This window comes from Streptomyces similanensis (genome assembly GCF_039543625.1).
Classification (GTDB): Bacteria; Actinomycetota; Actinomycetes; order Streptomycetales; family Streptomycetaceae; genus Streptomyces; species Streptomyces similanensis.
In genome coordinates this window covers 1-25,012 of record NZ_BAABKC010000129.1, presented here as the reverse complement: position 1 = coordinate 25,012, position 25,012 = coordinate 1, and the positions used below count along the sequence as shown (strand labels likewise).

The following is a 25,012-nucleotide window of genomic DNA, read 5'->3' as shown; positions in this document are numbered from 1 at the left end:
CGGTCCGCCGGGACGCGGCCGCGCCGCCCGGCTCGGGCCGTCGGCCGTCGCCGCCGGGTGGGCGGCCGTCGCCGCGGGGGTCGCGGTGGCCGTCGTGTGGGCCTCCTACCTGGTGGTCGACCCGCGGCTGCGCAGGCCGTACGCGGGGCCGGCGCCCGCCGTGCACGGGCTGCGCGGGGCGCTGGTCGAGGCGCTGCCTTTCCCGGCGGCGTACCGGGACGGGATGCGGATCCAGTTCGGTCTTGAGGGCCGGCCGTGGCAGGGATTCCTGTTCGGGCACGTGTACACCGGGGCGCGCTGGTACTACCTGCCGGCCGCGCTGCTGGTGAAGACGCCGCTCGGGATGCTCGCGCTGTGGGCCGCCGGGGCCGCCGTCCTGGCATCGGTGCGGCGGCTGCGGCGCGCGGCGCCGCACGTGCTCGCGCCGCCCGCCGTGCTGCTGGCCGCCGCGACGCACTCCTCGCGCGACTTCGGCACCCGGTACGCGCTGTTCGTGCCGATGTTCCTGGCGGTGGCCGCGGCCGCGGTCGTGACGGCGGGCCGCGGGCGGCGCGCTCTCGCGGCGGCGGGGCTGCTGGCGGCGTGCGTCGCGGTCAGCTCGCTGCGGACGTACCCGTTCTATCTGCCGTACGCCAACGAGGCGTTCGGCGGACCGGCCCGGACCCGGCTGTCGCTGCACGACTCCAACGTGGACTGGGGCCAGGATCTGGGCCGGCTCGCCGACCGGCTGCGCACCCGGTACCCGGGCGAGCGGGTCTGGCTGGTCTACAAGGGCGGCGGCGTGCCGTCGTTCTACGGCATCCGCGCCGCCGATCCGCGCGCGGCGCCGCCGGAGGACGTGCACGGGCTGCTGGCGGTGTCGGACTCGGCCGCGGCCAAGGCGACGGGGCGGCTGGCGCGGCTGATCGTGTCGAGCCGTGCCGTGGACGACGTCGGGCACTCGATCACGCTCTACCGGCGCTGACCGCCGGGGGGGCGCGGCCGCGCCGGGGAACGGGCGTACGGGGCGTACTCGCTGTGCGCGGGGGGCGTCTATGCGGGGTTGCGGAATGCCTCCGCGCTGACGTGCGGCATGACCCGGCCGGCCACGCGGTAGCGGCCGTTGGGCACCTCGTCGCAGCGGGCGACGCGCACCGTCAGCGGGCCCGCCCACTCGTAGCCGTGGCGCTCGGCGTGCCGGGCCAGGCTGTCGGTGAGCGCCTGGCCCACGCGGCTGCCGCGGCGTGTCAGCTCCTCGTGCACCGGTTCGGCGAGTTCGACGTCGTAGGCGTTGGGCACGATCACCCGGTCCTCGCTGCACACGACGGCGTTCCCGTCGCACTCACGGTGCAGCGCGTCGAGGAGTTCCACCGGCCCCCGCCCCGCGATCCGGGCCCAGAGCGCGTCCCACCGGTTCTCCAGAGCCTGTTCCAGCGCGCTGAGTGCGCTCATCGGTCACTTCTCCTCGAAGTCGTCGGGGCGGACCTGCGCCTCCTCCAGCGCCTCCCGCAGGGTGCGCCCGGTGCCGCCCTGCTCCTTGGACGCGTCCGCGCGCCCCTTGGCCACCACCTCGTCGGTGGTGTCGGTCTTGGGCCGGTTCTCCTCGGGAACGGTCATGTCGCCTGGGCTCCTCGTGTGTGACGGCGGTCGCGAGCTGTCAGGGGCTGTCGCGGCGGTCCGTGGACCGGGGCCGCCCGGAGGTTCTTCCTCCCGACGGCGGGTTCCCGGACGGCGGGCGGGTATCCATCCGCGGGACGGAAATCCGGAGCCGTCCGCTCCACAGCCCCGGCCGCCGCTCCCGTCCCACCGTCACCGTCCGGGGTCCGTGCCCGGCCGGATGCGCCCGCACCGCCGCAGGTCATGACGGTGAGTGAGCTATGTTGAACCTCCGTGGGAGACAATGCAGGCGCCTCCGCGCCATCGCCGCAGCAGGCTCGCGCCCAGGCGTCCGCGATCACCTCGGGCAGGACGGCGCCGGAGGCGGAGCCCGCCCCGGCCTCCCAGCTGCGGGCGCTCTTCGACCGGCCGCAGCTGTCTCCCGGCCAGCGGCGCATCGCCCAGTACCTGATCGAGAACATCGCCGAGGCGGCGTTCCTGTCCATCACCGAGCTGGCCGACCGGGTCGGCGTCAGCCAGCCGTCGGTGACCCGGTTCGCCGGCGCGGTCGGCTTCAGCGGCTACCCCGCGCTGCGCGAGCGGCTCCAGTCCATCGCGCTCAGGACGCTCGCCGGCGGACCGGGCCCGGCCGAGGAGGACCGGGCCAACGAACTCCAGGCGGCCGTCGACGCCGAGATCGGCAACCTGGAGAACCTGCGCCGCGACTTCGCCGACCCGGACCGGGTGATCGCCGTCGGGCGCGAGCTGTCGCGCTCTGCCCCGCTGACCGTGCTCGGGCTGCGCATCTCGGTCTCGCTCGCCGAGTACTTCGCCTACGCGGCCCGGCGCGTCCACCCGGATGTGCGGCTGGTGACGCTCGGCGGGAGCGTCGCCTACGACGCGCTGCTCCAGTCCCGCGAGGCGGGCGGCACCTGGGTGCTGGCCTTCTCCATGCCCCGGCACGCGCACGAGACGCTGACCGCCGTGCGGGTCGCGCGCGGCGCCGGCCTCAAGGTGGCCCTGATCACCGATCTGGCGCTGGGTCCGGTGGCCGACGAGGCCGACGTCACCTTCGCGACCGGGACCGGGTCGCGGCTGGTCTTCGACTCCTACGCGGCGCCGGGCGTGATGTGCGCGGCGCTGCTCCAGGCCATGGCGGACGCCGATCCCGAACGCACCCAGGCCCGCCTGGAGGAGTACGAGCAGATCGCCGACCGCCACCAGTTCTTCCTGAAGGACTGACTCCGGGACCGCCCCAGGGGCCGGCGCGCGCGGCGGACGCCCGCGGAGTGGTTGGAACGTATACGGACCATGGCGGCAAAGCCGACATGAATGTTTTCATACGTCTTGCCAAGCGGATGGCATATATAAATACTGCTCACGGATCGCGGTCGGCCCGCTCCGGGCGGTTCCGCGCCCGCGCGAGCACCCGCGGCGGCCCCGGTCGTCCCCTGGGCCGGGGCCGCCCCCACCCCGTCGGGCCACGCACCCCGACACCGCACCACCGGAAGCGAAGATCATGCCTGTGACGACCACACGCATCAGCTCGGACTGGCCCTGCCAGGTCAAGACCCCCGGCAGCCACGACTGGGAGCGCTCGGCGGCCCGGTGGCTGCGCGAGCTGGTCCCGGCCCGCTACGGCAGCTACCCCGCGCTGGTGCGCCACCCCGTGCTGCTCGCCCGGCACGCGCAGATCCAGGTGCAGCAGGAGATCCGCGTGGCCCGCACCGCCCTGCAGACCGCGCGCGCCGACCTGCCCCGTCTCGGCCTGCACGAAGGCGTCATCGAGCACACGATCAAGCTGTACGCCGCGGAGCTGCTCCAGCTCCAGCACATCGCCCGCAGCGTCCGGGCGGTCAGCCAGGCGCTGGTGGAGCGCGGCGGTCGCTGAGGGGCTTCACCGCCGTCCGCCGGTGCGCCCCGGAACCGGGCCGGCACGACCGCGATCGGAGCCGCCGGCATGTGCGATGCTCGTCGCGTGAGCAGCGAACCCGCCTTTCGCGCCAAGTCCGGCGCCGCCTCCGACAAGGCGGCGCTGGCCAAGGTGGTGGCCAGGCAGCGGGCCGAGCTGGACCGGCTGCGGGACGAGGCGGCGGCCTCGGCCGTGGTGGAGCGGGCCAAGGGCGCGCTGATGGCGCTGACCGGCCGCACCGCCGACGCCGCGCACGAGGAACTGCTGCGCCGCGCCAAGGCTGCGGGCCGCGCCCCGGCGGCGGAGGCGCGGATCACGCTCGACACCCTCGTCCCCCCGCTGAGCCACGCCTGCGGCGCGACGGCGACGGACGGCGGTGCGACGGTCCCCGGCGGCGCCGTCGCCCCCGCCGGGGACGAAGAGGACGAACGGGAGCACGCGGTCGACGCCGCCTCCGCGCCGCACGCCGTCCAGATCCTCTTCGACGCGCTGCCGGGGATGACGCTGCTGCTCAGCCCGCTGCGCTCGGCCGCGGGCGAGGTCGAGGACTTCCGTATCGACGCCGCCACGCCGCAGGCCGCCGATCCCGCCGGGCGCCGGGGACGCGCGCTGGTGGGGCGGCGGGTCCGCGCGTGTCTGCCCACCGTCGCCGCTCAGCCGCTGTGGCAGGGGTGGCTCGGCGCGCTCGACACCGGAGAGCCGTACACGAGTGCGCCGTACGCGGCCCGGGAGCCCGGGGACGGCGGCGGGGAACCGGCCGCCTACTCGGTGCGGGCCGCCCGTCTGGACGGCCGGCTGGTCGTCACCTGGCGGCGGCAGGACGCCTCCGACCGGCAGGAACAACTCCTGGCGGACCTGCAACGGCTCGGCCATCTCGGCTGGGCCACCTGGAACCTCGTCACCGGCGAGGCCGCCTGGTCCGCCCAGGTCTACGCCCTGTGCGAGCGCGACCCCGCGCGGCGCCCGCTCGGCCTGGAGGAGCTGGCGGACCTCGCCGTCCCCGAGGACGGACCGGCGCTCGCCCGCGCCGTGCGCGCGATCCGCACCGAGGGCGCCCCGCTGGACGTGCCGTTCCGGATCAGGACGGCGGCCGGGGTGAAGCACCTGCGGGCCGTTGCCGAAGCCGTGCCGGACGCGGCCGGCCGGCCCGTCCAGGTGCACGGCTTCGTCCAGGACCTCACCGCGCAGCGCAGCGCGGAACTGGCCCTACTGGCGAGCGAGCAGGCCATGCTGGCGCAGCACGGGGTGCTCCGGACCGAGCGGATGCTCGCCGGCCGGCTCCAGCACGCGCTGCTGCCGCTGCCGCGCCGGCCCGTGCGGCTGGCCGGGCTGCGGGTCGACCTCGCCTATCTGCCGGCCCAGTCCGGGATCCACGTCGGCGGCGACTGGTTCAGCGCGATCGAGCTGCCGGGCGGCGAGGCGCTGTTCGTGGTCGGCGACGTCGCCGGGCACGGCATCGACGCGGTGGCCACCATGGCCCAGCTCCGCTTCACCGCCAAGGGCATGCTCTTCACCGGTTCGTCGCTGACCGGCGCCCTCTCCCGGCTGAACACGCTGCTGCTGCACTCCGGGGAGACCCGGAGCACGGCCACCCTCGTCCTGGCGCGCTACCACCCCGGCGAGCACCGGCTCGTCTGGGCGCAGGCCGGCCATCTGCCGCCGCTGCTGCTGCGCGGGGGCGAGGCCCGCTTCCTCGACCGGCCGCGCGGTGTGCTCCTGGGCGCCACGGAGAGCCCCGTCTTCGAGGAGGCCGAGTGCCGCCTCCGGCCGGGCGACCGTCTGCTGCTCTACACCGACGGCCTGGTGGAGCGGCCCGGTGAGTCCATACAGCTGGGCCTGGAGCGGCTGGCCCGGGCCGCCGCCGCGCACCGCGCGGACGCGCCCGGCTCGCTCGGCCCGCTGCTGGCCGCGCTGCTGGAGGGCGAGCGCCGCGACGACGTGTGCGTACTGGACGTCCGGGTGCCGGCCGAACCGGCTCAGGAGTCCTAGGACGCGCTCCCGCCGGGCGGTGGGCTCAGTGGGCCGGGTGGCCCGGTGTGATGTCCAGGGTGTCCGACAGGCGCAGGATCGGCGCGTCCTGAGCGCCCGTGCCGCCCCGTTCGACGGGGTCGAGCAGGAAGCCCACGTGGTCGCCGCCGTCGATGCGCGCCACGATCTCGCCGACGAACCAGGCCGGGGCGTCGTCCAGGACGACGGCCGTGCCGTCCCGCTCCGAGCAGCGCACGGGCGCGAACTTGTCCACCCCGGCGTCGCCGGTGCTGCCGCCGAACAGCTCGGCGAGCGCGTGCTGACGCCGGGTCAGCAGGTGCACGGCGAGCCGGTCGGCGTGTTCGGCCAGCCGGAAGGTCCGGTTCTCCTTGGACAGCCACACGACGAACCGCGCCGGGCTGATGGAGCACTGCGAGGCGAACCCGACCAGGCAGCCGTCCCGCTCGCCGTCCGCCACGGCGGTCACCACGCACATGTCGGGGTCCAGCCGGTCGATGACACCCTTGCCGCCCGTCATGCCGCACCCTTTCGTTCCCGCGGCGCCGGTGCCTGCCGCACCGGTGCGCCGCTCGTCCGCCGGGACCGTCCGCCGGCTCCGGCCCGGCGCGTCCCGGTGGGCGTGTGCCCGCCGCGCGGCGCGTCAACCGCCGCCGCGGGGTCGCTTCCTCACCGCGCCGCAGTGGCGAGGAAGCCGTGCAGGGACGTCTTCAGCGCGGCGACGAAGGAGTCCCGGGCGCGGTCGTCGAGGGCGTCCAGGGAGAGGTACGGGTTCAGGTCCTCCAGTTCGACCAGCAGCAGTTCGCCGTCCGGCGCACGGCAGGCGTCGACCCGCTGGACGCCGTGGCCGAGGGTGTTCCAGTCGATGAACCGGCGGGCGAACTCCAGGTCGTCCGCGTCGGCCCGGTACGGCCGCAGCTCCCAGCGCCGCTCGGGGTCGGGGGCGTGGAGGGCGTACTGGAAGTCGTGGTCGACGAAGCAGAACGAGATCTCGTGGACGAAGTCGACGCGCGGCTGGACGAGGACGGCGCCGTCGACCAGGGCGGGCAGTTCCCCGGCGCGGACGGTGCGCAGTCCGATGGAGTCGGCGCCCTGCTTGGGCTTGACCACGTAGCGGTCGGCCGCGGGCAGCAGGTGCAGGTCCTCGGCGCGGTCGACCGTGGGGATGACCGGGAAGCCGGCGGCGGTCAGGTCGAGGAGGTACTGCTTGCCCGCCATGTCCGCCCGGCCGGTGAGCGGGTTGTAGACGCGGGTCCCGGCGGCCAGCGCCCGGCTCCGGAAGTCGTCGTAGGCGGCGCGGTAGCCGAGCACGGGGCCGCTGTTGCGGACGACCACGGCGTCGAAGGCGGCCATCAGCGCGGCGGCGTCCCGCGGATGGGCGAGGGCCAGGTCGAAGTCCTCGCGCAGCCGGGCGGTCAGGCCGATGTCCTCGTCGCAGTAGCGGCGCCCGCGCGCCGGATACGCCAGGTCGGTGACGTAGAGGAGGCGGGGGCGGGCGGAGGGCATGGCGGTCTCCTGGTGCGTGACGCGCGGCGGGGGCGGGACGGGAGAGGGCAGCGCGGGGCGGGGCGGCAGAGGGTGGGGCGGCAGAGGGTGGGGCGGCAGAGGGTGGGGCGGGGAAAGGTTACTGCGGTCGACTGATGGTACGCAGTACCTTTACCTCCGGCACTGAGTGCCATACGCTGACGCCGTGCACGGTGGCACCGCCGCACCGCGCACGGCGTGCGCGGGCTCCGCCGGCACGCGGGATTCCGGACGGGAGCAGGGAGTTGATCAGCGTGTACCACCACTCGGGGAACGCGGTTCATCCGGCGGCCGGCTCCGCCACCGGCCTTCTGGAGCCGGAGGACCGCGACCCGGAGGCGCTGTACTACCAGCGCTGCGCCTGGTGCGGCACCGCGATGTACCACCGGCTGCTGTGTCCGGTGTGCCGGGGCAGCGACCTGCGGACCGAGCGCAGCGAGGGCGTCGGCACGGTCCGCCACTCCACGGTCGTGCACCGCAACACTCCCGCGGCGCGCAACGTGTCGCTGATCGAGATGAACGAGGGCTTCGTCGTGCGGGGCAGGGTGATGGGCCCGCTCATCGGCATCCACGGCGGCGACCGGGTGCGGCTGTCCACCGCGAAGGACCCGGTGCGCGGCGAGCCGGTCTTCCAGCTGCTGGACGAGTCGTTCCGCGCCTGGAGCTGACGTACCGTCAAGTAAGTTCGCCAAAAGTGTCGTTGCCGGGACCGGGCCGTCCCGCGAGCACCGCGGGTCAGGGCAGCAGCGAACGGTCCGCGTGGTCGCCGGAGCGCTGCCCGCCGGGGATCGCGGCGCGCGCACGGCGCCGGTCGCCTCCGGCGGCGAGCGTGAGGAACGTCAGCACCGCGCAGAGCGCGAAGCCGGTTCCCAGCCAGGCCATCGGCGCCGGGTAGGGCCCGCCGTGGACGGTCGCGTCCTCGATCCTGCTCAGCCGCGGCACCAGCCGGCCGGCGGTGACGAGCGCCCACAGCGCGAGCGTGAGCCGGGCCGACGGCAGCCGCCGCAGCGGGCCGTGGGCGAGCCAGATCATGGCGGGCACGCACCAGATCCAGTGGTGGCTCCAGGAGATGGGGCACATCAGCAGCCCGTACAGCTGCACGGTCACCAGGACGCCGAGCCGGTCCGTACGCCGTAACGCGGCGCGCAGCGCCCACGCCGCCGCCAGGGTGACCAGCGCGAGCGCCGCCCACCACAGCGGTGAGGCGGTGGCGTCCGGGCCGAGCAGCCGGGTGAGCGCGCCGCGCAGGGACTGGTTGCGCACCGTCCACACCGGTCCGACGCGGCTGGTGTCCGTCACCAGCGAGGTCCAGTAGCGCCACGACTGGCTCGGGGAGATCCACCAGGCCAGGGCGGTGGCCGCCGCGCCGGTGACGACCGCCCACAGCGCGGCCCGCCACTGCCGGGTCGCCAGCAGGTACAGTCCGCCGACGGCCGGGGTCAGCTTCACCGACGCGGCGAGCCCCACGGCCGCGCCCCGGCCCGCCGCCGTGCGGCACAGGGCGAGGCCGCCGACGACGAGGGCGCCGAGCAGCAGGTTGATCTGCCCCTGGTCGAGCGTGTGGCGCACGGGTTCGAGCCAGAGCCCGGCGGCGGCCCACAGCAGGGCGCGCTCGCGGACGCGTTCCCCGGCGGGCGGGGTCAGCAGGCGCAGCGAGCCGGCCGTGATGACGAGCAGGGCCGCGACCGAGACCGCCCGCCACAGCACCAGCGCCACGTCCCAGGGCAGCTGGGCCAGCGGGGCGAACAGCAGCGCGGCGAACGGCGGGTAGGTGAACGGCAGTACGGGGATGGGCGGTCCGGTGTGCACCGCGAAGTCGTACAGGCCGCCGGAGAAGAGGTGCGGTGCGCCGCCGCGGTAGACGCGGAGGTCGAGCGGCTGCGACGGACTCCTGAGCGCGGTCAGCGCGTACAGCGCCACCGAGGCGGCCAGACACCGGCCGGCCCGTTCGGACAGCCACCGCCCGACCGCCAGGGCGCGGGCCCGGATCCCCTCCACTGCGCACCAGCTCCGTCATCTCCACGACGCCCCGACAGCCTCGCGGGCCGCGCCGGTTCGTCGTACCGGGCGGCCCGGCCCGGGGCCTCTCGGCGACGCCCGTCCCGGCTCCGGCGCCCGAGCCTAGCGGCGCGCGCGGGCCCCGTGGCCGCTGCCACGCGGAGCCGCGGGAGGATTGGCGGGATCGTCGGCGGCCGGTCGCACGGGCGTCGGGCGGGCGTCGCGCGGCCGTCATCAGCCCGTCAGGGACACCCGGATGCCGACCGTTCCCCGCTCGCCCCGGCGCAGCCGGCTGCCGAGGAGGGTGAGGCGGCCGACGATGCCGTACTTGCGGGCGATCAGGCCGCGGTAGCGGGCGGTGGTGGCCGGGTCGCAGATCTCGGCGGTGGCCGGGATCTGGACGCCGGTCGGGTTGCCGCGCACGTCGCACGGGCCGACCAGGACGTCGGAGCGGCGGCGGACGCGCCTCACCTTGTGGGAGTCGGCGGCCGTCCAGACGCCGAGCGCCGTGCCGTCCCGGACCACCCACACGGGGGTGGCGGCCGGGGTGCCGTTCTTGCGGTAGCTGGTCAGCAGCAGGTACTTGCCGGCTGAGAGCCGTGCCAGGGTCTCCTCGGTGCTCATCGGACCGCCTCCGTCATGCGTCGTACCGCTTCGGTCAGTAGTTCGGGTGAGGTTCCCAGATTCAGGCGCGCGTGTCCCGCGCCGCCCTCGCCGAACGGGGGTCCGGAGCTGAGGGCCACCCGGCCGCGCTCCAGGAAGACCTGGGCGGGATCGTCGCCCAGGCCGAGGGCCCGGCAGTCCAGCCAGGCGAGGTAGGTGGCCCGGCCGGGCCGGCAGCGGATCGCGGGCAGGTGCTCGGCGAGGAGGCCGGCGAGCAGCCGCCGGTTGTCGTCGAGGCCGGCCAGCAGGGCGTCCAGCCAGGGGCCGGCGTCGCGCAGCGCGGCGGTGTGGGCGATGACGCCGAGGTGGCTGGCCCCGTCGGCGGCCTCCGCGGGCAGCCGGGCGAGGTCGGCGGCGGCCTCGGGACCGGCGACGGCGAGGGCGGCCTTGAGGCCGGCCAGATTCCACCCCTTGCTCGCCGACATGAGCGACAGACCCCGCTCGCCGCCCGGCACGCTCAGATACGGCACGAAGTCGGCGCCGGCCGCGACCAGCGGCGCGTGGATCTCGTCGGCGACGACGCGTACGCCGTGCCGGTCGGCGAGTTCGGCCACGGCGGCGAGTTCGGCGGCGGTGTGCACGGTGCCGGTCGGGTTCTGCGGGCTGCACAGCAGGTACGCGGCGCGCCCGCCGCCGGCCACGGCCCGCCGGAACGCCTCGTCCAGCGCACCGAGATCCAGGCGCAGGTCGGCGCCGAGCGGCGCCCGCACCACCCGCCGGTCCATATGCGTGACGAACTGGAAGAACGGCGGGTACACCGGCGGGCTGACGATCACCGGGTCGCCGGGCCCGGTCACCAGTTTCAGCATCTCCACCGCGCCCAGCATCACGTCGGGCACCAGCGCGGTGCGCTCCACGGCGAGCCCGTCCCAGCCCCAGCGTTTGGCCGCGAAGGCGGCGAGCGCCTCGGCGTAGGCGGTGCCGACGGGGTAGCCGGTGTCGCCGAGGGCGAGGGCGTCGGTGACCGCCCGGACGACCGGTTCGGGCTGCGGTACGTCCATCTCGGCCACCCACAGCGGCAGGACGTCGGCGGGATGGGTGCGCCACTTCATGCTGGTGCGGCGGCGCAGGTCGGCGGGGCTGAGGACGCGCAGGGGGTTCGGTTCACCGGACGGGGCGTGCGGAGTCCTGTTCATGGGCCCAAGATAGGCCGCCGGGCGCGCGGTTCCGGGGGAGCGCGCACGACCCGGCCGGTGTGCGCCGGACCACCGGCGGGCCTCCGGCGGGCTGAACGCGGGGGCGGTGCGGCGCGTATGGATCGGCGGGGCCGGTGTTCGAGGTCCGGGGTCCGGGAGCCGGGTACTTTTTCGGGAGCCAGGTATGAGGCACGCACGACGGCGGGTCGTCCGGAGGGTGGCGCGGCTGACGGCCGTCGCGGGGCTCGTCCTGGGCCCGGCGATGGTCGCCCACGCGGCGCTGGCCGGTGCGCCGTCCGGGACGCGGGAGCCACCGCGCGACGTCGTCCGCTCGGCGGCCGGACCGGCCGCTGGACCGGCCGCCGCGCCGGGTTCCACGCCGGGTTCCGCACTGGTGGCACGGCTGGGCACGGCCCGTACGGCGGGCAGCTGGGTCGGCTCCGACGGGCGTACGGTCGTCGCCGTGACCGACGCGGAGGCGGCGGCCGAGGTGCGGCGGGCGGGCGCCGGGGCGAGGCTCGTGCGGCACAGCATGGACGAGCTGAGGTCGGCCGGGGCGGCCCTGCGCGCCGCGCCGCGGGTGCCCGGCACGGCGTGGGCGGTCGACTACCGGACGAACCGGGTGACGGTGGAGGCCGACAGCTCCGTCTCCGCCGCCGACTGGGACCGGATGAGCCGGGTGGCGAGCGGCATCGGCTCCTTCGTGCGCATGGAGCGCGCGCCGGGCAGGTTCACCACGCGGCTCAACGGGGCGCAGCCGATCCTGTCGGCGGGCGGGCGCTGCTCGGCCGGTTTCAACGTGACCGACGGGCGCGACGACTTCATCCTCACCGCCGGGCACTGCGGGCCGGAGGGCTCGGCCTGGTTCGCGTCCGGCGCGGGCGACCGGCGGTTGGGCGACACGGTCGCCTCGACCTTCCCGGGCAGCGACTTCTCGCTGGTGAGGTACGCCGCCGGCCGGGCCGGGCAGGGCGCGGACGTGGTGGCGATCGGCGGCGGCAACGGCGTGCGGATCACGGGGGCGGGGGACGCGGCGGTGGGGCAGCGGGTGTTCCGCAGCGGCAGCACCAGCGGGCTGCACGACGGGGAGGTGACCGGTCTCGACGCGACCGTGAACTATCCCGAGGGCACGGTGAGCGGTCTGATCCGGACCACGGTGTGCGCCGAGCCGGGCGACAGCGGCGGCCCGCTGTTCTCGGAGGGCATCGCCCTCGGGGTGACGTCGGGCGGCAGCGGCGACTGCGCGACGGGCGGTACGACGTTCTTCCAGCCGGTGCCGAAGGCGCTGACCGCGCTGGGTGTGCGGCTGATCGTGTCGGCTCCGGCCAGGGACACGAGCGGGGGCGGCGACGGAGGCGGCGGCGGGGCGGCGTCGGCCGGTGGGGCGTCCGGAGGTGGGTCCGGTGCGTCCGGTTCGTCCGGCGGGTCCGGTGTCGGGTCGGCAGCGGGCGGCGGCACGGCGGGTGCGGCGGGTGCGGCCTCCCCCGGTTCGCCGGCGCGGGTGCCGGGCGGCGCGGCCGGGAGCACGCCTGCGGCCCGGCTGACCGACCCGCGTGCCGTCGGCCCGGGTCTGCTGGTGCTGGCGGGCGGTCTGGTCGCGCTGGCGGCGACCCGGTGGCTGCGCACGGAGCGGGACCGAGCGGCCTACCGGCGCCGTTACTCCGCCACCTGGAGCTGACCGGGGCGCGGCGGCCGGCCGGTCGGCCGGGGTGGTGTGAGGAAGGTGACGGCCGACGCGGGGCCGGCCCGGCGGGACGGGGTCCCGCCGGTGAGGTCGACGATGCCGTACGAGGCGGCGGAGGTCGGTGTGAGAAGGGCGCCCGTTCGCAAAGGGGCGCCCCCGTGGGAGGGTCCGACGGCCGGAGGCCGGGAGGCGGTCAGGCCGCGTGGTCCGACTGCGGAGCGGCCTGAGCCCACTCCAGGACGAGGCGCTGGTACACCTCGCGCTGCTCGGTGGTCAGTGTCCCGCCCGACCGGCGCCACAGCGCACGGATCTCCTCGTTGACCTCCGCGGCCGATCGCTCGGAGACGGTTTCAACACTGGTGGACATGCTGTGAAGCATATGCCGGACGACGTGAAGGCGCTGTGAGTAAGTACGACCGATACGGACATTTCGGACCGTGTCGCTCATCACGTCGTTCCGGCTCAACCCGCCCGGCCCCGGCTCACGTTCCCGGTTTGCGGCCGTACACGAAGACGTCGTCGCCCTTCTTCAGCAGCGACCAGTACTTCTTGGCGTCCTGGGTGGTCATGTTGACGCAGCCGTGCGAGCCCGGCGGGTTCCACATGCTCAGGCCGACGGAGTGGAATGCCTGCCCGCCGTCGAAGAACTGGCTGTAGGGCATGCGGACGTTGTAGAGGGTCGAGACGTGGTCGATGTCACGCCAGTAGACCTTCTTCAGGCCGGTGCGGGTCTCGTAGCCGTCACGGCCGGTGCGCACAGGCACCGGCCCGTACACGAGTTTCTTGCCGTCCTGGATCCAGCTGAGCTGGAGCGTGAGGTTGACGCAGGCGATACGGCCCTTGTTCGTCGGGCACTTGCCGTCCTTGTTCGGTTTCTTCCCGACGGCCTTCTGCTTGTTCATGAGATCCATCACGCGCCAGGTCACGGGACCCGCGTAGCCGATGGCGGGCGTGATGCCGTGCTTGTTCTGGAAGGCCCGGATCGCCGAGCAGTCGGCGGCCGACTGCCGGCCGTCCACCGGGCGCCCGAGGAACTTCTCGACCTGCTTCTGGTACGGCCCCTTGCTCGCCGTACAGCTCGCCGCCTGCGCCGGCGCTGCGCCGAGCGCGAGTGTGAGCGGCGCCACCAGTGAGGTGGCGCCGAGCACGACGGCTCCCCGTCTGCCTATGTGCCTCATGGGCGCCCTGTCCTTCCCCCTCGATCGGGTTCGCGTCTCTTCGTTCTCGGACACCTAGACAGCCGGGGGCGGCCCGCGGTTGTGGGCGGCCCGGGGTCGAGACGAAACGGTGACATTCGGACGGGTCGGGCGCGGGCGGGTGCGGAGGGGCGCGGGCGGGGTGCGCCGGTGGGCGCGCAGGCGGATACGGTGCGACGCATGTCGGCGTTCGTGCAGCAACTCCCCGCGCTCATCGGTGTGGTGATCGGCGCGCTCGGTTCCTATCTGGCGGTCGTGCGCAGCGACCGGGCCCGCTTCCGCCGGGAACGGGCGGCCCGTTGGGAGGAGCGCCGGCTCGCCGTGTACACCGAGTACGCGCGCACGCTCAAGAAGTCGGTCACGCTGGCCTACCGGGTCGCCTCGCATCTCGGCAACGACCCGCACCCGCATCCGCTGGCCCTGGCGGAGGCCGAGCCCCTGCTGACGGAGGCCGCGCTCGCCCGGGACCCCTCCGGCGAGGCGCTGCTCATGCTGGGCAGCCCGCAGGTCGTGGAGACGGCCCGGGCGTGGGTGGTGGTGGCGATGGAGATGGAACGGTTCCTGCGCGAGGGGCGGCGCGAACCCGACGCCTGGCAGGGGCTGTTGGCGCGGCAGCGGGCCGCGCGGGACGGCTACTACGCCGCCGTGCGGGAGGACTTGACGCTGCCGCCGGGCCATCCGGCGCGCTGGCCGCTGCCGGGCGCGCGCCCGCCCGCGGCGGACGGGTGACGGACGACGGCGCGGCCCGGCGGTGTGCCGGGGGGCGGCGCCCCCGGCCCACCGGTGCGGGTCAGTGGCCGCGGCTGATCCACTCGTCCAGGTGGGGCGCCTCGGCGCCGATGGTGGTGCCGTCGCCGTGGCCGGTGAGGACCTTCGTCTCGGGCGGCAGCGTCAGCAGGCGGTCGCGGATCGAGTCGATGATCGTCGGGAAGTGGGAGTAGGTGCGGCCGGTGGCGCCGGGACCGCCCTGGAAGAGGGTGTCGCCGGTGAAGACGACGCCCAGTCCGGGGTCGTACAGGCAGACGGCGCCCGGAGCGTGGCCGGGGGTGTGCAGGACGGTCAGGTCGGCGCCCGCCGCCTCGATCACCTGGCCGTCGGCGAGGTGCTCGTCGGGCTCCCGGTCCGGGTGGGTCATCCGCCACAGCGGCAGGTCGTCGCGGTGCAGCCAGATCTTCGCGCCGGTGCGGTCGGCGAGGGCGGGCGCGGCGTTCACGTGGTCGTTGTGGGCGTGGGTGCACACGATCGCGGTCAGCCGCCGGTCCCCCACCGCCCGGAGGATCGCCTCGGCGTCGTGGGCGGCGTCGATGACGACGGCCTCGTGGTCGTCGCCGACGATCCACACGTTGTTGTCGACGTCCCAGGAGCCGCCATCGAGGGTGAACTGCCCGGAGGTGACGAGGCGTTCGATGCGGGCGGCCATCACAGCACCACCACCGAGCGCAGCACGTCGCCCTGGTGCATCCGCTCGAACGCCTTCTCCACCTCGTCCAGTTGAATGGTCTCGGTGACGAACTTGTCCAGCGGCAGGCGGCCCTGGAGGTGGAGGTCGATGAGCAGGGGGAAGTCGCGGGAGGGCAGGCAGTCGCCGTACCAGCTCGACTTCAGGGAGCCGCCGCGCCCGAAGACGTCCAGCAGCGGCAGTTCGAGCTTCATCTCCGGCGTCGGCACGCCGACCAGGACGACGGTGCCGGCCAGGTCGCGGGCGTAGAAGGCCTGTCGGTACGTCTCGGGGCGGCCGACCGCCTCGATGACGACGTCGGCGCCGAAGCCGCCGGTCAGCTCGCGGATCGCCTCGACGGGGTCGCTGCTCCGGGAGTTGACGGTGTGGGTGGCGCCCATGGTGCGGGCGGTCTCCAGCTTGCGGTCGTCGATGTCGACGGCGATGACCTTCGCCGCGCCGGCCAGGTACGCGCCGGCGATCGCCGCGTCCCCGACGCCGCCGCAGCCGATGACGGCGACCGAGTCGCCGCGGCCGACGCCGCCGGTGTTGATCGCCGCGCCGATGCCGGCCATCACGCCGCAGCCGAGCAGTCCGGCCACGGCCGGGGAGACGGCCGGGTCGACCTTGGTGCACTGTCCGGCCGCCACGAGCGTCTTCTCGGCGAAGGCGCCGATCCCGAGGGCCGGGGACAGCTCGGTGCCGTCGGTGAGGGTCATCCGCTGCTTCGCGTTGTGGGTGTCGAAGCAGTACCAGGGGCGGCCGCGCAGACAGGCGCGGCACTTTCCGCACACGGCACGCCAGTTGAGGATCACGAAGTCGCCGGGCGCGACGTCGGTGACGCCGTCGCCGACCGACTCCACGACGCCGGCGGCCTCGTGGCCGAGGAGGAAGGGGAAGTCGTCGTTGATGCCGCCCTGCTTGTAGTGCAGGTCGGTGTGGCAGACGCCGCAGGCCTGGACCCGTACCACGGCCTCGCCGGGACCGGGATCCGGCACGACGATCGTCTCGACCCGTACCGGCTCGTTCTTCCCGGGTGCGATCACGCCGCGCACTTCCTGCGCCATGATGGTGGTTCCTTCCGTCGACCGGAGATCCGTACCTTCCGACCCTACGCGCCGCTGATCGGCGACGGTACGAGGACCCGGCCGGTGTCCCCTTCCCCCGGCGCGTCCGGGTCCGCGGCCGCGTTTGCCGAGCCCGGCGGGGCGGAGGACGCTCGGAGGTGAGGCCCGTCGCGGCCCGCCCGGGCCGCGGCCGCGGACCTCGCGGGAGGACACCATGGCAAGCTCCGCGTCAGACACCGGCACACCGCGCCGCGGCATCGAGCCGATCATGGCCGGGGCATGGGACGCGTAGGGCGGCGGACCGCGACGTTCCAGGTCAGCTCCCGGCTGACCTGGACCTTCTCGGCCCACGCGGGCCGGGGCCGGACCCGCGCCCCGGCCCCGCCGGCGCCGCGCCCGATCGCGACGGCGGGCCGCCTCGCCGGCACCGCCCTCCTCCGCTCCCTGCTGCGCGCGGCACTGCCCGGCGCACGGCCCCGGCCCCGGCCCCGGTGCGTACGGCGCGGCCGGCGGCGGTGAGGCGGCCGTACCTGCCCGCTCCTGACCCCTGCCTCCGCCACGAAGCGCCTCCTCCACGGTGCTCCGGTCTCCGGTGAGCCGCCGCCGGGCCCCGGGCCGCCGCACCCGGTCGCGGAACCCGGAGGCGTGCCGCCCCGGGCGGCCCGTAAGCTGGGCCCGGGACCGTGACTGGCGCTGAGGTGGAGTACCACCGGGGAGCGGTCTCCGTCGAGTCACAGCCGCGCGCCTGGGCGATCCGTCGAACGCCCAGGAGTGGACCCATGTCCCAGGCACGCCTCATGGACGGCACCGCGCTCGCCCGCCGCATCGTCGAGCGGACCGCGCGGCGCGCCGCGGAACTCACCGGCCGCACCGGCACCGCGCCCTGTCTGGCGACGGTGCTGGTCGGCGCGGACCCGGCCTCCGTCACCTATGTGCGGATGAAGCAGAACCGGTGCCGCACGGCCGGGATCGTCTCCCGGCACGTGGAGCTGCCCGCCGAGACCAGCACCGGGGAACTGGTCGCCGCGCTGCGGTCGTTGTCGCAGGACCCGGCCGTGCACGGCATCCTGCTCCAGCACCCGGTCGGCGAACACGTCGACGAGCGGGCCGCGTTCGAGGCCATCGCGCCCGAGAAGGACGTCGACGGCGTCACCTTCGCCTCCTTCGCGACGATGAGCTTCGGCGGGCCGGGGTTCGTCTCCTGCACGCCCGGCGGCATCCTGCGGCTGCTGGACGCCTACGACGTCGACCTGGCCGGCAAGCGGGCCGTCGTGGTCGGCCGCAGCGCGATCCTCGGCAAGCCGGTGGGGATGCTGCTGCTCGCCCGGGACGCCACGGTGACGTACTGCCACTCGCGGACCCGGGACCTGGCGTCCGTGGTCCGCGAGGCCGATGTGGTGGTGGCCGCCGTGGGCCGGCCGCGGCTGATCAAGGGCGAGGACGTCAAGCCGGGCGCGGTCGTGATCGACGCCGGTTACAACCCGGGCAACGTCGGCGACGTGGACTTCGACTCCGCCGCGCTGCGGGCCTCGCTGATCACGCCGGTGCCGGGCGGGGTCGGCCCGATGACCATCGCCACGCTGCTGGAGCAGACCGTGGACGCCGCCGCCCGGCAGCTCGGCGGGTGAGCGGCACGGCCGGGCGTCGTACTCCGTGACGTCCCGGCCCTGACGCCGTACTCGGGCTGGTCTGCGGCGCACGTCGCCTCCAGACCGAGGCCGGTTCCGGTGGCCGGGACCGGGGCCGGGGCACGTCGTTCGCGTACGCCGTTCCGGGCCGGCCGGCCGGGCGAGGCGGCGGCCGGTCGCAGTACCTCCTGGCCGGGCGGAGAGAGCCGGGCCGGGGCCTCGTGCGGTCGGGCGGCCGGCGTCTCGGCTCGGCCTCGGGGGCGGCCGTCGTGCGCCGCTCGTGCGCGCCGCCGCCGCTCGCCAGCCGGTCGCACCAGACGTCGGCTGCGCCCGTGGCCGCGTACCGCGTCGGCCGGGCGCAGCGCCGTACAGCCCGCCCGGGCGGCGGCGGAGATCTCGTCGTCGCTCATGACCTGTCCGTGTCCGGCATCCGCGCGCACGTCGCACCGGTGCGCGGGGGACTCGTCGCCCCAGCCGGGTGTGCCGTACGGGCGCCGTGGCGGGGTGACGGCGCCGACACCCCACGGGTCGTTCACGGGCCGTGGCCCGCCCCGCCCGCATACTGGCCGACGTGCGCGTAGCGATCATGACGGCGGGATCCCGGGGCGACGTCGCCCCGTTCACCGGGCTGGGGCACGGTCTGGCCCGCGCGGGCCACGAGGTCACCCTGGTCACCCACGGATGCTTCGAGCCGCTGGTCGCGGGCTCGGGCCTCGGCTTTCGCGCGCTGCCGGTCGATCCGCGGGCCGAGCTGGACTCCTCGCGCGGCCGGGGCCTGCACCGCAGCGCCACCAGCGCGGGGAAGATGGTGCGGGCCGTCGGGCTGGCGCGGGCGGCGCTCGCCCGGATGACCGACGAGCTGGTCGCGGCGGCCGAGAAGAACGACGTGCTGCTGCTGTCCGGCTCGCTCGGACCGGTCGGGCACGCCATCGCCGAAGCGCTCGGCAAACCCAGCATGGGCGCGCATCTGCAACCCCTCTCCCCCACCCGCGAGTTCGCGCCCCCGCTGCTGGGCGGCGGACACTGGGGCGCGGCGGCCAACCGGCTGGCCGGGCACGGGGTGAACCTCGCCGTCGACCGGGTCTTCTCCGCGGCGGTGCCCGCCGTGCGGTCCCGGCTCGGGCTGCCCGCCGCCCGCCCCGCGACGCCCTGGTACATCCGCGCGGGGCTGCGCCGGCCCGTGCACCATGGCTTCAGCGAGCTGGTGGTGCCCCGGCCGGGCGACTGGCGGCCCGGGCTGCGGGTGTGCGGCTACTGGTGGCCGTACGACCGTGACGACTCGCTCCCCGCGGAGCTGCTGCGGTTCCTGGACGCCGGGCCGCCGCCGGTCTTCGTGGGGCTCGGCAGCGCCACCGTGCCCGATCCGCGCCGGCTGAGCGGCACCATCGTGCGCGCGCTGCGCCGGGCCGGGCTGCGCGGGGTGGTGCAGCGCGGCTGGGGCGGGCTCGCGGCGGCCGGGGACGACATGCTCACCATCGGCGAGGTCCCGCACTCGGCGCTGTTCCCGCGCATGGCGGCCGTGGTGCACCACGCGGGGGCGGGCACCACGGCGGCGGGTCTGCGCGCGGGGGTGCCCGCGGTGCCGCTGCCGGTCCAGTTCGACGAGGGTTTCTGGGCCGAGCGGCTGATCCGGCTGGGGGTGGCCCCGTGCGCCGTCCCGGTGCGCCGGCTGACCGCGGAGTCGCTGGCCGCGGCCCTCGTACGGGCCACCCGCCATCCGGTCCACCGGGAGCGGGCCGAGGCGCTGGGCGTCCGGATCCGCGCGGAGGACGGCGTGGCGCCGGTGCGGGCCGCGGTGGAGGGACTGGCGGGCGCCGTCTGACACCGCGCCGTGCGCCGCCACCCCTGGTATCACCGGTGTCACCGGTGTCACCGGTTCCGGCGGTTCGCCCGGTTCCGGAACCGGGCGGCTTTCGGCCAGAGGCCCCGCCGCACCACTCGCCCCGCCCCGGGCTCGGTCATAGAGTGACCTACACCACACCGGTCGCTGGTTTCCCTCATGCACGCCCGGACGGTCCCTGGAGGGCACATGACCCATATCTCGGTCACGGTGGACGGCACGGCCTACGAGGACGAGGTGGAGCCCCGCCTGCTGCTGGTCCACTACCTGCGCGACCGGCTCGGCCTGACCGGCACCCCCGTCGGCTGCGACACCTCCAACTGCGGGGCGTGCACCGTCGAGCTGGACGGCGCGAGCGTCAAGAGCTGCACGGTGCTGGCCGTGCAGGCGGACGGCGGCGAGGTGACCACCGTGCAGGGGCTGGCCCGAGGCGGCGTGTGGACGCCGTTGCAGCGCGCCTTCCACGAGCGGCACGCGCTCCAGTGCGGCTACTGCACCCCCGGCATGATCATGGCCGCCCGCGATCTGCTGCGCGAGAACCCGCACCCCACCTCCGACGAGGTGCGCAAGGCGCTGGAAGGAAACCTGTGCCGGTGCACCGGCTACCAGAACATCGTCCGCGCGATGCTCGCCGCCGCCGAGGAGGGCGAGGGCGCCGAGGAGAGCCCCGCGCCCGGCCGGCGGACCGCGTCCGGCCAGGAGGTGACGGCATGACCGACCAGGCCGACCGGGCCGTCCACGGGGCAGAGAGAACCGAGGGAGCCGAGGGCGAGGTCGGCAGGTCCCGGCTGCGCAAGGAGGACGCCCGGCTGGTCACCGGGCAGACCAACTGGACCGACAACATCTCCGTCACCGGTCTGCTGCACCTGGCCTTCCTGCGCAGTCCGATGGCGCACGCCCGCGTCGAGCGCGTCGACGTCTCCGCCGCCCTCGAACGCCCCGGCGTGGTCGCCGCGTTCACCGGCCGCGACCTGGCCGACGCGCTCGGTTCGCTGCCCTGCGCGTGGCCGGTCACCGAGGACATGGTGCTGCCGGACCATCCGCCGCTCGCGCTGGACGAGGTGCGGCACGCCGGCGACCCGGTCGCGGTCGTGGTGGCCCGCGACCGGTACGCCGCCGCCGACGCCCTGGAGGCGATCGAGGTCGACTACGCGCCCCTGCCGCCGGTCCTGGACCTGGAGGCCGCGCTCGCCGAGGACGCGCCGCTGGTCCACGCCGACCAGGGCACCAACCGGGCGTACGACTGGCCGCTGCGGTGCGGCGAGCCCTACGAGCGGGCGCGCGAGCGCGCCGACGTGGTCATCCGGCGGCGCTACGTGCAGCAGCGGCTCATCCCGAACGCGATGGAGCCGCGCGCGGTCGTCGTCACCCCGCTCGCCGCCTCCGGCGAGTACACCGTGTACTCGGCGACGCAGATCCCGCACATCCTGCGGATCATGCTGTCGGTGGTCTGCGGGGTCCCGGAGCACAAGCTGCGGGTGATCGCGCCCGACGTGGGCGGCGGCTTCGGCTCCAAGCTCCAGGTGTACGGCGAGGAGGCGGTCGCGCTGGCGCTCGCGCGCCGGCTCGGCCGACCGGTGAAGTGGACCGAGTCGCGCTCCGAGGGGTATCTCGCCACCCACCACGGCCGCGGCATGATCCAGGACGTGGAGCTGGCCGCCACCCGCGAGGGCAGGCTGCTCGGCCTCAAGGTGGACCTGCTCGCCGACATGGGCGCCTATCTGATGCTGGTGACGCCCGGCATCCCGGTCCTGGGCGCGTTCATGTACCCGGCGATCTACAAGATGGACTCCTACGAGTTCGACTGCACCGGCGTGTTCACCACCCGCACCCCGACCGACGCGTACCGCGGCGCCGGCCGCCCGGAGGCCACCTTCGCCATCGAGCGGACCATGGACGAACTCGCCGCCGAGCTGGGCCTGGACCCGGTGGAGGTGCGGCGGCGCAACTGGATCCGGCACGGGGAGTTCCCGTACGACTCGATCGCCGGCCTGACCTACGACAGCGGGAACTACGAGGCCGCCACCGACAAGGCGCTCGCCCTGTTCGGATACGACGAGCTGCGCGCCGAGCAGCGCGAGCGCGCGGAACGCGGCGACGCCGTACGCCTGGGCATCGGCGTGTCGACGTACACGGAGATGTGCGGGCTGGCCCCGAGCCGGGTGCTGCGGGACCTCAGGTACTCGGCGGGCGGCTGGGAGGCGGCGAGCATCCGGGTGCTGCCCACCGGCAAGGTCGAGGTGGTCACCGGCACCAGCCCGCACGGGCAGGGGCACGTGACGTGCTGGAGCCAGATCGCCGCGGACGTGATCGGCGTGCCGTTCGAGGACGTCGAGGTGGTGCACGGCGACACGCTGGTGGCCCCGCAGGGCATGGACACCTACGGCTCGCGGTCCCTGGTGGTGGGCGGCGCGGCGGTGCACCGGGCGGCCGAGAAGGTGGTGGACCGGGCGCGGAAGGTGGCCGCGCACCTGCTGGAGGCGAGCGAGGACGACGTGGAGTTCAAGGGCGGCGTGTTCTCGGTGAAGGGTTCGCCGGAGGCGCGGCGGACCATCCAGGAGGTCGCCTTCGAGACGTTCACCTCGCACGACGTGCCCGAGGGCATGGAGCCCACCCTGAACGCCGGCCATGTGCTCGACCCGGAGAACTTCTCCTACCCGCACGGCACCCACCTGTGCGCGGTCGAGGTCGACACCGAGACCGGGCAGACCTCGATCCGCTCCTACGTGTGCGTGGACGACGTGGGCCGGGTGATCAACCCGATGATCGTCGAGGGCCAGGTGCACGGCGGTCTCGCCCAGGGCATCGCGCAGGCGCTGTTCGAGGAGGCGGTCTACGACACGGAGGGCAACCTGGTCTCCGGCACGATGGCCGACTACCTGGTGCCGTCGGCGGCGGACCTGCCCGAGTTCACGACCGACCGCACCGAGACGCCCGCCACGTCCAACCCGCTCGGCGCCAAGGGCGTCGGCGAGGCGGGCACCATCGCCTCCACGCCCGCCGTGGTCAACGCGGTCGTGGACGCGCTGCGCCCGCTGGGCGTCACCGACGTACGGATGCCGTGCACACCCGAACGGGTCTGGGAGGCCGTCCGGGCCGCCGGGTCCGGCCGTCCGGAGCCAGAGGAGGCCGCACGGTGATTCCCCCCGCGTTCGACTACGTCCGGCCGGACACCCTGGAGGAGGCCGTGCGCGTCCTCGCCGAGGCCGGCGAGGAGGCGAAGGTGCTGGCCGGCGGGCAGAGTCTGCTGCCGTTGCTGCGGCTGCGGCTGGCCTTCCCCGAACTCGTCGTGGACGTGGGCCGGATCCCCGGTCTGCGCGGGGTGCGCGAGGACGGCGACACACTGGTCGTCGGCGCGCTGACCACGCACCACGACGTGGTCCGCGACCCGCTGGTGCGGCGGTACGCGGGACTGCTGGCGCAGGCGACCGAGACGGTGGCCGACCCGGCCGTACGGCACCGGGGCACCCTCGGCGGCTCGCTCGCGCACGCCGACCCGGCCGGTGACCTGCCCGCGGTGGCGCTGGCGCTGGACGCCGAACTGGTCGCCGTGGGACCGGGCGGGCGGCGTGCCGTCCCGGCCGGTGAGTTCTTCGCCGACTACCTCCAGACCGCGCTGGCCCCCGACGAGCTGCTGGTGGAGGTGCGGGTGCCCAAGCGGGAGGGCTGGGGCCACCGGTACGAGAAGTTCCACCGGGTCTCCCAGTCCTGGGCGATGGTCGCGGTGGCCGCGCTGGTGCGGCGCGAGGACGGGCGGATCGCCGAGGCGCGGATCGGGCTGACCAACATGGGCGCGACGCCGCTGCGGGCCGCGGCGGCCGAAGCGGCGCTGACCGGCGCGGCGGACGCCGGGGCCGTGGCCCGCGCGGCCGCGTCGGCGGCCGAGGGCACCCGGCCGTCCCGGGACGCCTCCGCCTCGCCCGAGTACCGGGCGCATCTGGCGCGGGTGCTGACCAGACGGGCGGTCCTGGCCGCCGCCGGGATGGGGTGAGCGCCGATCGCCGCCGTCGACAGCCCCGAACAGGTGCGCTCCCGCCTGGAGGAGACCGGGTACCTGGTGGACGACGGGCTGGCCGTCGCCTGCTTCCTGGCGCTCCGGCTGCACCGGCCGGTCTTCTGCGAGGGCGACGCGGGCGTGGGCAAGACCGCGCTCGCCGCCGCCCTCGCCGAGGTGCTCGGCGCGCCGCTGATCCGGCTCCAGTGCCACGAGGGCATCGACGCCTCGCAGGCGCTGTACGACTGGGACTTCCCCCGCCAGCTGCTGCATCTGCGCGCCGCCGAGGCGGCCGGGGTCGCGGACGCCGAACGGCTGGAGCGCGAGCTGTACGACCGGCGGTTCCTCATCGCCCGGCCGCTGCTGCGGGCGTTGCAGACCCAGCCGTCGGTGCTGCTGGTGGACGAGATCGACCGAGCGGACGACGAGTTCGAGGCGTTCCTGCTGGAGGTGCTCTCGGAGTTCCAGGTGACGGTCCCGGAGCTGGGCACGCTGCGCGCCGAGGTGCCGCCGGTGGTGGTGCTGACCTCCAACCGCACCCGGGAGGTGCACGACGCGCTGAAGCGGCGCTGTCTGTACCACTGGTTCGACCACCCCGGCTTCGCCCGTGAACTGGCCATCGTGCGGCGGCGGTTGCCGGAGGTGTCGGAGCGGCTCGCGGAGCAGGTGACCGCGCTGGCGCAGGCGCTGCGCGGTCAGGAGCTGCTCAAGCCGCCGGGGGTGGCCGAGACCCTGGACTGGGCGCGCGCCCTGGACGCGCTCGGCGCGGACGAGGCGGACGCCGAGCTGGCGACGGCCACGCTCGGCGCGGTCCTGAAGTACCGCGAGGACATCGACCGGGCCCGGGGCCTGGACTTCGCGGCGATCCTCGCGGGGCGGGAGGCGTGAGGGACGTGCCGCCTTCCGCATCCGCCGACCCCCGCCCCGGCGCCGCTCCGTCGGGGGCCGACGCGGTGCTGGTGGGTTTCGCGCGGGCCCTGCGGGCGGCCGGGGTGGCCGTCAGCTCCGAGCGGGTGCACGCCTTCCTGCGGGCGGTGGCGGTGCTGCGACCGGGGGTGCGGGCCGACGTGTACTGGGCGGGGCGGCTGACCCTGTGCGCGGACCGGGACGACCTGGAGCGCTACGAGCGGGTGTTCGAGGCGTACTTCGGCTCCGGTCGGCCGCCGGTCCGGGCGGTGCGGGCCGCTCCCCGGCCGCGGCTGCGCCCGCTGCCGCGGGAGGCGCCCGACGGGTTGCGCGGCGGCGGCCGCGACGAGGACCGGCCGGGTCCGCCGGTCGCCTCCCTCGCCAGCTCGGCCGAGGTGCTGCGCCACCGTGACGTGGCGGGGCTGGACGCCGCCGAGCGGGCGCAGGTGCGGCGGCTGCTGGCCG

The 25,012-nt window shown here is 75.3% G+C and carries 24 protein-coding genes, 2 pseudogenes and 1 riboswitch; of the genes and pseudogenes, 15 read left to right on the top strand and 11 right to left on the bottom strand.

Annotated elements, in window-relative coordinates:
• A pseudogene (locus tag ABEB07_RS35420) lies at positions 1-964 on the top strand (phospholipid carrier-dependent glycosyltransferase); the annotation flags it as partial.
• A gap of 68 nt (positions 965-1,032) precedes the next feature.
• On the opposite strand, the gene ABEB07_RS35415 reads toward ABEB07_RS35420, so the two are convergent.
• Positions 1,033-1,431 carry a DUF3662 domain-containing protein gene (locus tag ABEB07_RS35415; protein WP_164589143.1) on the bottom strand — a complete coding sequence of 133 codons (399 nt, stop codon included), beginning with the start codon at positions 1,429-1,431 and terminating at the stop codon, positions 1,033-1,035.
• A gap of 3 nt (positions 1,432-1,434) precedes the next feature.
• Positions 1,435-1,596 carry a hypothetical protein gene (locus tag ABEB07_RS35410; RefSeq protein ID WP_176151534.1) on the bottom strand — a complete coding sequence of 54 codons (162 nt, stop codon included), beginning with the start codon at positions 1,594-1,596 and terminating at the stop codon, positions 1,435-1,437.
• 273 nt (positions 1,597-1,869) lie between these two features.
• On the opposite strand from ABEB07_RS35410, the gene ABEB07_RS35405 reads away from it, so the two are divergent.
• The 3 genes from ABEB07_RS35405 (at position 1,870) to ABEB07_RS35395 (ending at position 5,476) form a co-directional block, all read left to right on the top strand.
• Entirely contained in the window at positions 1,870-2,817 is a 948-nt protein-coding gene (locus ABEB07_RS35405) for a MurR/RpiR family transcriptional regulator (RefSeq protein WP_164589142.1), read from the top strand.
• A 277-nt stretch (positions 2,818-3,094) separates the two neighbouring features.
• Entirely contained in the window at positions 3,095-3,466 is a 372-nt protein-coding gene (locus tag ABEB07_RS35400) for a hypothetical protein (RefSeq protein WP_164589141.1), read from the top strand.
• An 87-nt stretch (positions 3,467-3,553) separates the two neighbouring features.
• Positions 3,554-5,476 (top strand): SpoIIE family protein phosphatase, encoded by a 1,923-nt coding sequence (locus ABEB07_RS35395; RefSeq protein ID WP_345672164.1) that lies wholly within the window; start codon positions 3,554-3,556, stop codon positions 5,474-5,476.
• 25 nt (positions 5,477-5,501) lie between these two features.
• Here ABEB07_RS35395 and ABEB07_RS35390 read toward each other — a convergent pair whose 3' ends face one another.
• Complete coding sequence (locus ABEB07_RS35390; protein ID WP_345672163.1) at positions 5,502-5,993, bottom strand: flavin reductase family protein; 492 nt, start codon at positions 5,991-5,993, stop codon at positions 5,502-5,504.
• 149 nt (positions 5,994-6,142) lie between these two features.
• Positions 6,143-6,979: a hypothetical protein gene (locus ABEB07_RS35385; RefSeq protein ID WP_345672162.1), complete on the bottom strand. Its 837-nt coding sequence runs from the start codon at positions 6,977-6,979 to the stop codon at positions 6,143-6,145.
• Between the two features lie 272 nt (positions 6,980-7,251).
• Between ABEB07_RS35385 and ABEB07_RS35380 the strand changes: the two genes are divergently transcribed.
• Positions 7,252-7,665: a Zn-ribbon domain-containing OB-fold protein gene (locus tag ABEB07_RS35380; RefSeq protein ID WP_164588022.1), complete on the top strand. Its 414-nt coding sequence runs from the start codon at positions 7,252-7,254 to the stop codon at positions 7,663-7,665.
• Between the two features lie 67 nt (positions 7,666-7,732).
• Here ABEB07_RS35380 and ABEB07_RS35375 read toward each other — a convergent pair whose 3' ends face one another.
• The 3 genes from ABEB07_RS35375 to ABEB07_RS35365 form a co-directional block, all read right to left on the bottom strand.
• Entirely contained in the window at positions 7,733-8,995 is a 1,263-nt protein-coding gene (locus tag ABEB07_RS35375; RefSeq protein WP_345672161.1) for a glycosyltransferase 87 family protein, read from the bottom strand.
• 234 nt (positions 8,996-9,229) lie between these two features.
• Positions 9,230-9,619 (bottom strand): PPOX class F420-dependent oxidoreductase, encoded by a 390-nt coding sequence (locus ABEB07_RS35370; protein ID WP_345672160.1) that lies wholly within the window; start codon positions 9,617-9,619, stop codon positions 9,230-9,232.
• On the bottom strand, positions 9,616-10,794 hold the full coding sequence (locus tag ABEB07_RS35365; RefSeq protein ID WP_345672159.1) for a MalY/PatB family protein: 1,179 nt from the start codon (positions 10,792-10,794) through the stop codon (positions 9,616-9,618). Before ABEB07_RS35365 ends, ABEB07_RS35370 begins: the two co-directional genes overlap by 4 nt.
• Before the next feature lie 184 nt (positions 10,795-10,978).
• Here ABEB07_RS35365 and ABEB07_RS35360 point away from each other — a divergent pair, with 184 nt between their 5' ends.
• Entirely contained in the window at positions 10,979-12,472 is a 1,494-nt protein-coding gene (locus ABEB07_RS35360) for a S1 family peptidase (protein ID WP_345672158.1), read from the top strand.
• 199 nt (positions 12,473-12,671) lie between these two features.
• On the opposite strand, the gene ABEB07_RS35355 is transcribed toward ABEB07_RS35360, so the two are convergent.
• Positions 12,672-12,857, bottom strand: a complete 186-nt coding sequence (locus tag ABEB07_RS35355) for a hypothetical protein (protein WP_176151528.1) — start codon at positions 12,855-12,857, stop codon at positions 12,672-12,674.
• Between the two features lie 103 nt (positions 12,858-12,960).
• Complete coding sequence (locus tag ABEB07_RS35350) at positions 12,961-13,656, bottom strand: L,D-transpeptidase family protein (RefSeq protein ID WP_176151527.1); 696 nt, start codon at positions 13,654-13,656, stop codon at positions 12,961-12,963.
• 198 nt (positions 13,657-13,854) lie between these two features.
• On the opposite strand from ABEB07_RS35350, the gene ABEB07_RS35345 reads away from it, so the two are divergent.
• The gene (locus ABEB07_RS35345) at positions 13,855-14,403 is read left to right on the top strand and encodes a hypothetical protein (protein WP_345672156.1); all 549 of its coding nucleotides are present in this window, start codon (positions 13,855-13,857) and stop codon (positions 14,401-14,403) included.
• A 61-nt stretch (positions 14,404-14,464) separates the two neighbouring features.
• Here ABEB07_RS35345 and ABEB07_RS35340 read toward each other — a convergent pair whose 3' ends face one another.
• Both ABEB07_RS35340 and ABEB07_RS35335 read right to left on the bottom strand, forming a co-directional pair.
• Positions 14,465-15,094 (bottom strand): MBL fold metallo-hydrolase, encoded by a 630-nt coding sequence (locus ABEB07_RS35340; RefSeq protein ID WP_345672155.1) that lies wholly within the window; start codon positions 15,092-15,094, stop codon positions 14,465-14,467.
• A complete protein-coding gene (locus ABEB07_RS35335) occupies positions 15,094-16,179 on the bottom strand; it encodes an S-(hydroxymethyl)mycothiol dehydrogenase (RefSeq protein WP_164583205.1) in 1,086 nt (361 codons plus the stop codon). The genes ABEB07_RS35340 and ABEB07_RS35335 overlap by 1 nt, the downstream gene beginning before the upstream one ends.
• A gap of 279 nt (positions 16,180-16,458) precedes the next feature.
• On the opposite strand from ABEB07_RS35335, the gene ABEB07_RS35330 reads away from it, so the two are divergent.
• The 8 genes and pseudogenes from ABEB07_RS35330 to ABEB07_RS35295 form a co-directional block, all read left to right on the top strand.
• A complete protein-coding gene (locus tag ABEB07_RS35330) occupies positions 16,459-16,698 on the top strand; it encodes a hypothetical protein (RefSeq protein WP_345672154.1) in 240 nt (79 codons plus the stop codon).
• A 154-nt stretch (positions 16,699-16,852) separates the two neighbouring features.
• Positions 16,853-16,937, top strand: a riboswitch (ZMP/ZTP riboswitch).
• A gap of 21 nt (positions 16,938-16,958) precedes the next feature.
• Positions 16,959-17,807 carry a bifunctional 5,10-methylenetetrahydrofolate dehydrogenase/5,10-methenyltetrahydrofolate cyclohydrolase gene (locus ABEB07_RS35325; RefSeq protein WP_345672152.1) on the top strand — a complete coding sequence of 283 codons (849 nt, stop codon included), beginning with the start codon at positions 16,959-16,961 and terminating at the stop codon, positions 17,805-17,807.
• A 586-nt stretch (positions 17,808-18,393) separates the two neighbouring features.
• Positions 18,394-19,629: a glycosyltransferase gene (locus ABEB07_RS35320; protein WP_345672167.1), complete on the top strand. Its 1,236-nt coding sequence runs from the start codon at positions 18,394-18,396 to the stop codon at positions 19,627-19,629.
• A 207-nt stretch (positions 19,630-19,836) separates the two neighbouring features.
• The gene (locus tag ABEB07_RS35315; protein WP_345672151.1) at positions 19,837-20,361 is read left to right on the top strand and encodes a (2Fe-2S)-binding protein; all 525 of its coding nucleotides are present in this window, start codon (positions 19,837-19,839) and stop codon (positions 20,359-20,361) included.
• The gene (locus tag ABEB07_RS35310; protein ID WP_345672150.1) at positions 20,358-22,787 is read left to right on the top strand and encodes a xanthine dehydrogenase family protein molybdopterin-binding subunit; all 2,430 of its coding nucleotides are present in this window, start codon (positions 20,358-20,360) and stop codon (positions 22,785-22,787) included. The genes ABEB07_RS35315 and ABEB07_RS35310 overlap by 4 nt, the downstream gene beginning before the upstream one ends.
• Positions 22,784-23,638: an FAD binding domain-containing protein gene (locus ABEB07_RS35305; RefSeq protein WP_345672149.1), complete on the top strand. Its 855-nt coding sequence runs from the start codon at positions 22,784-22,786 to the stop codon at positions 23,636-23,638. The genes ABEB07_RS35310 and ABEB07_RS35305 overlap by 4 nt, the downstream gene beginning before the upstream one ends.
• Before the next feature lie 6 nt (positions 23,639-23,644).
• Complete coding sequence (locus ABEB07_RS35300) at positions 23,645-24,529, top strand: AAA family ATPase (RefSeq protein WP_345672165.1); 885 nt, start codon at positions 23,645-23,647, stop codon at positions 24,527-24,529.
• 5 nt (positions 24,530-24,534) lie between these two features.
• Positions 24,535-25,012 (top strand): annotated as a pseudogene (locus tag ABEB07_RS35295) (hypothetical protein); the annotation flags it as partial.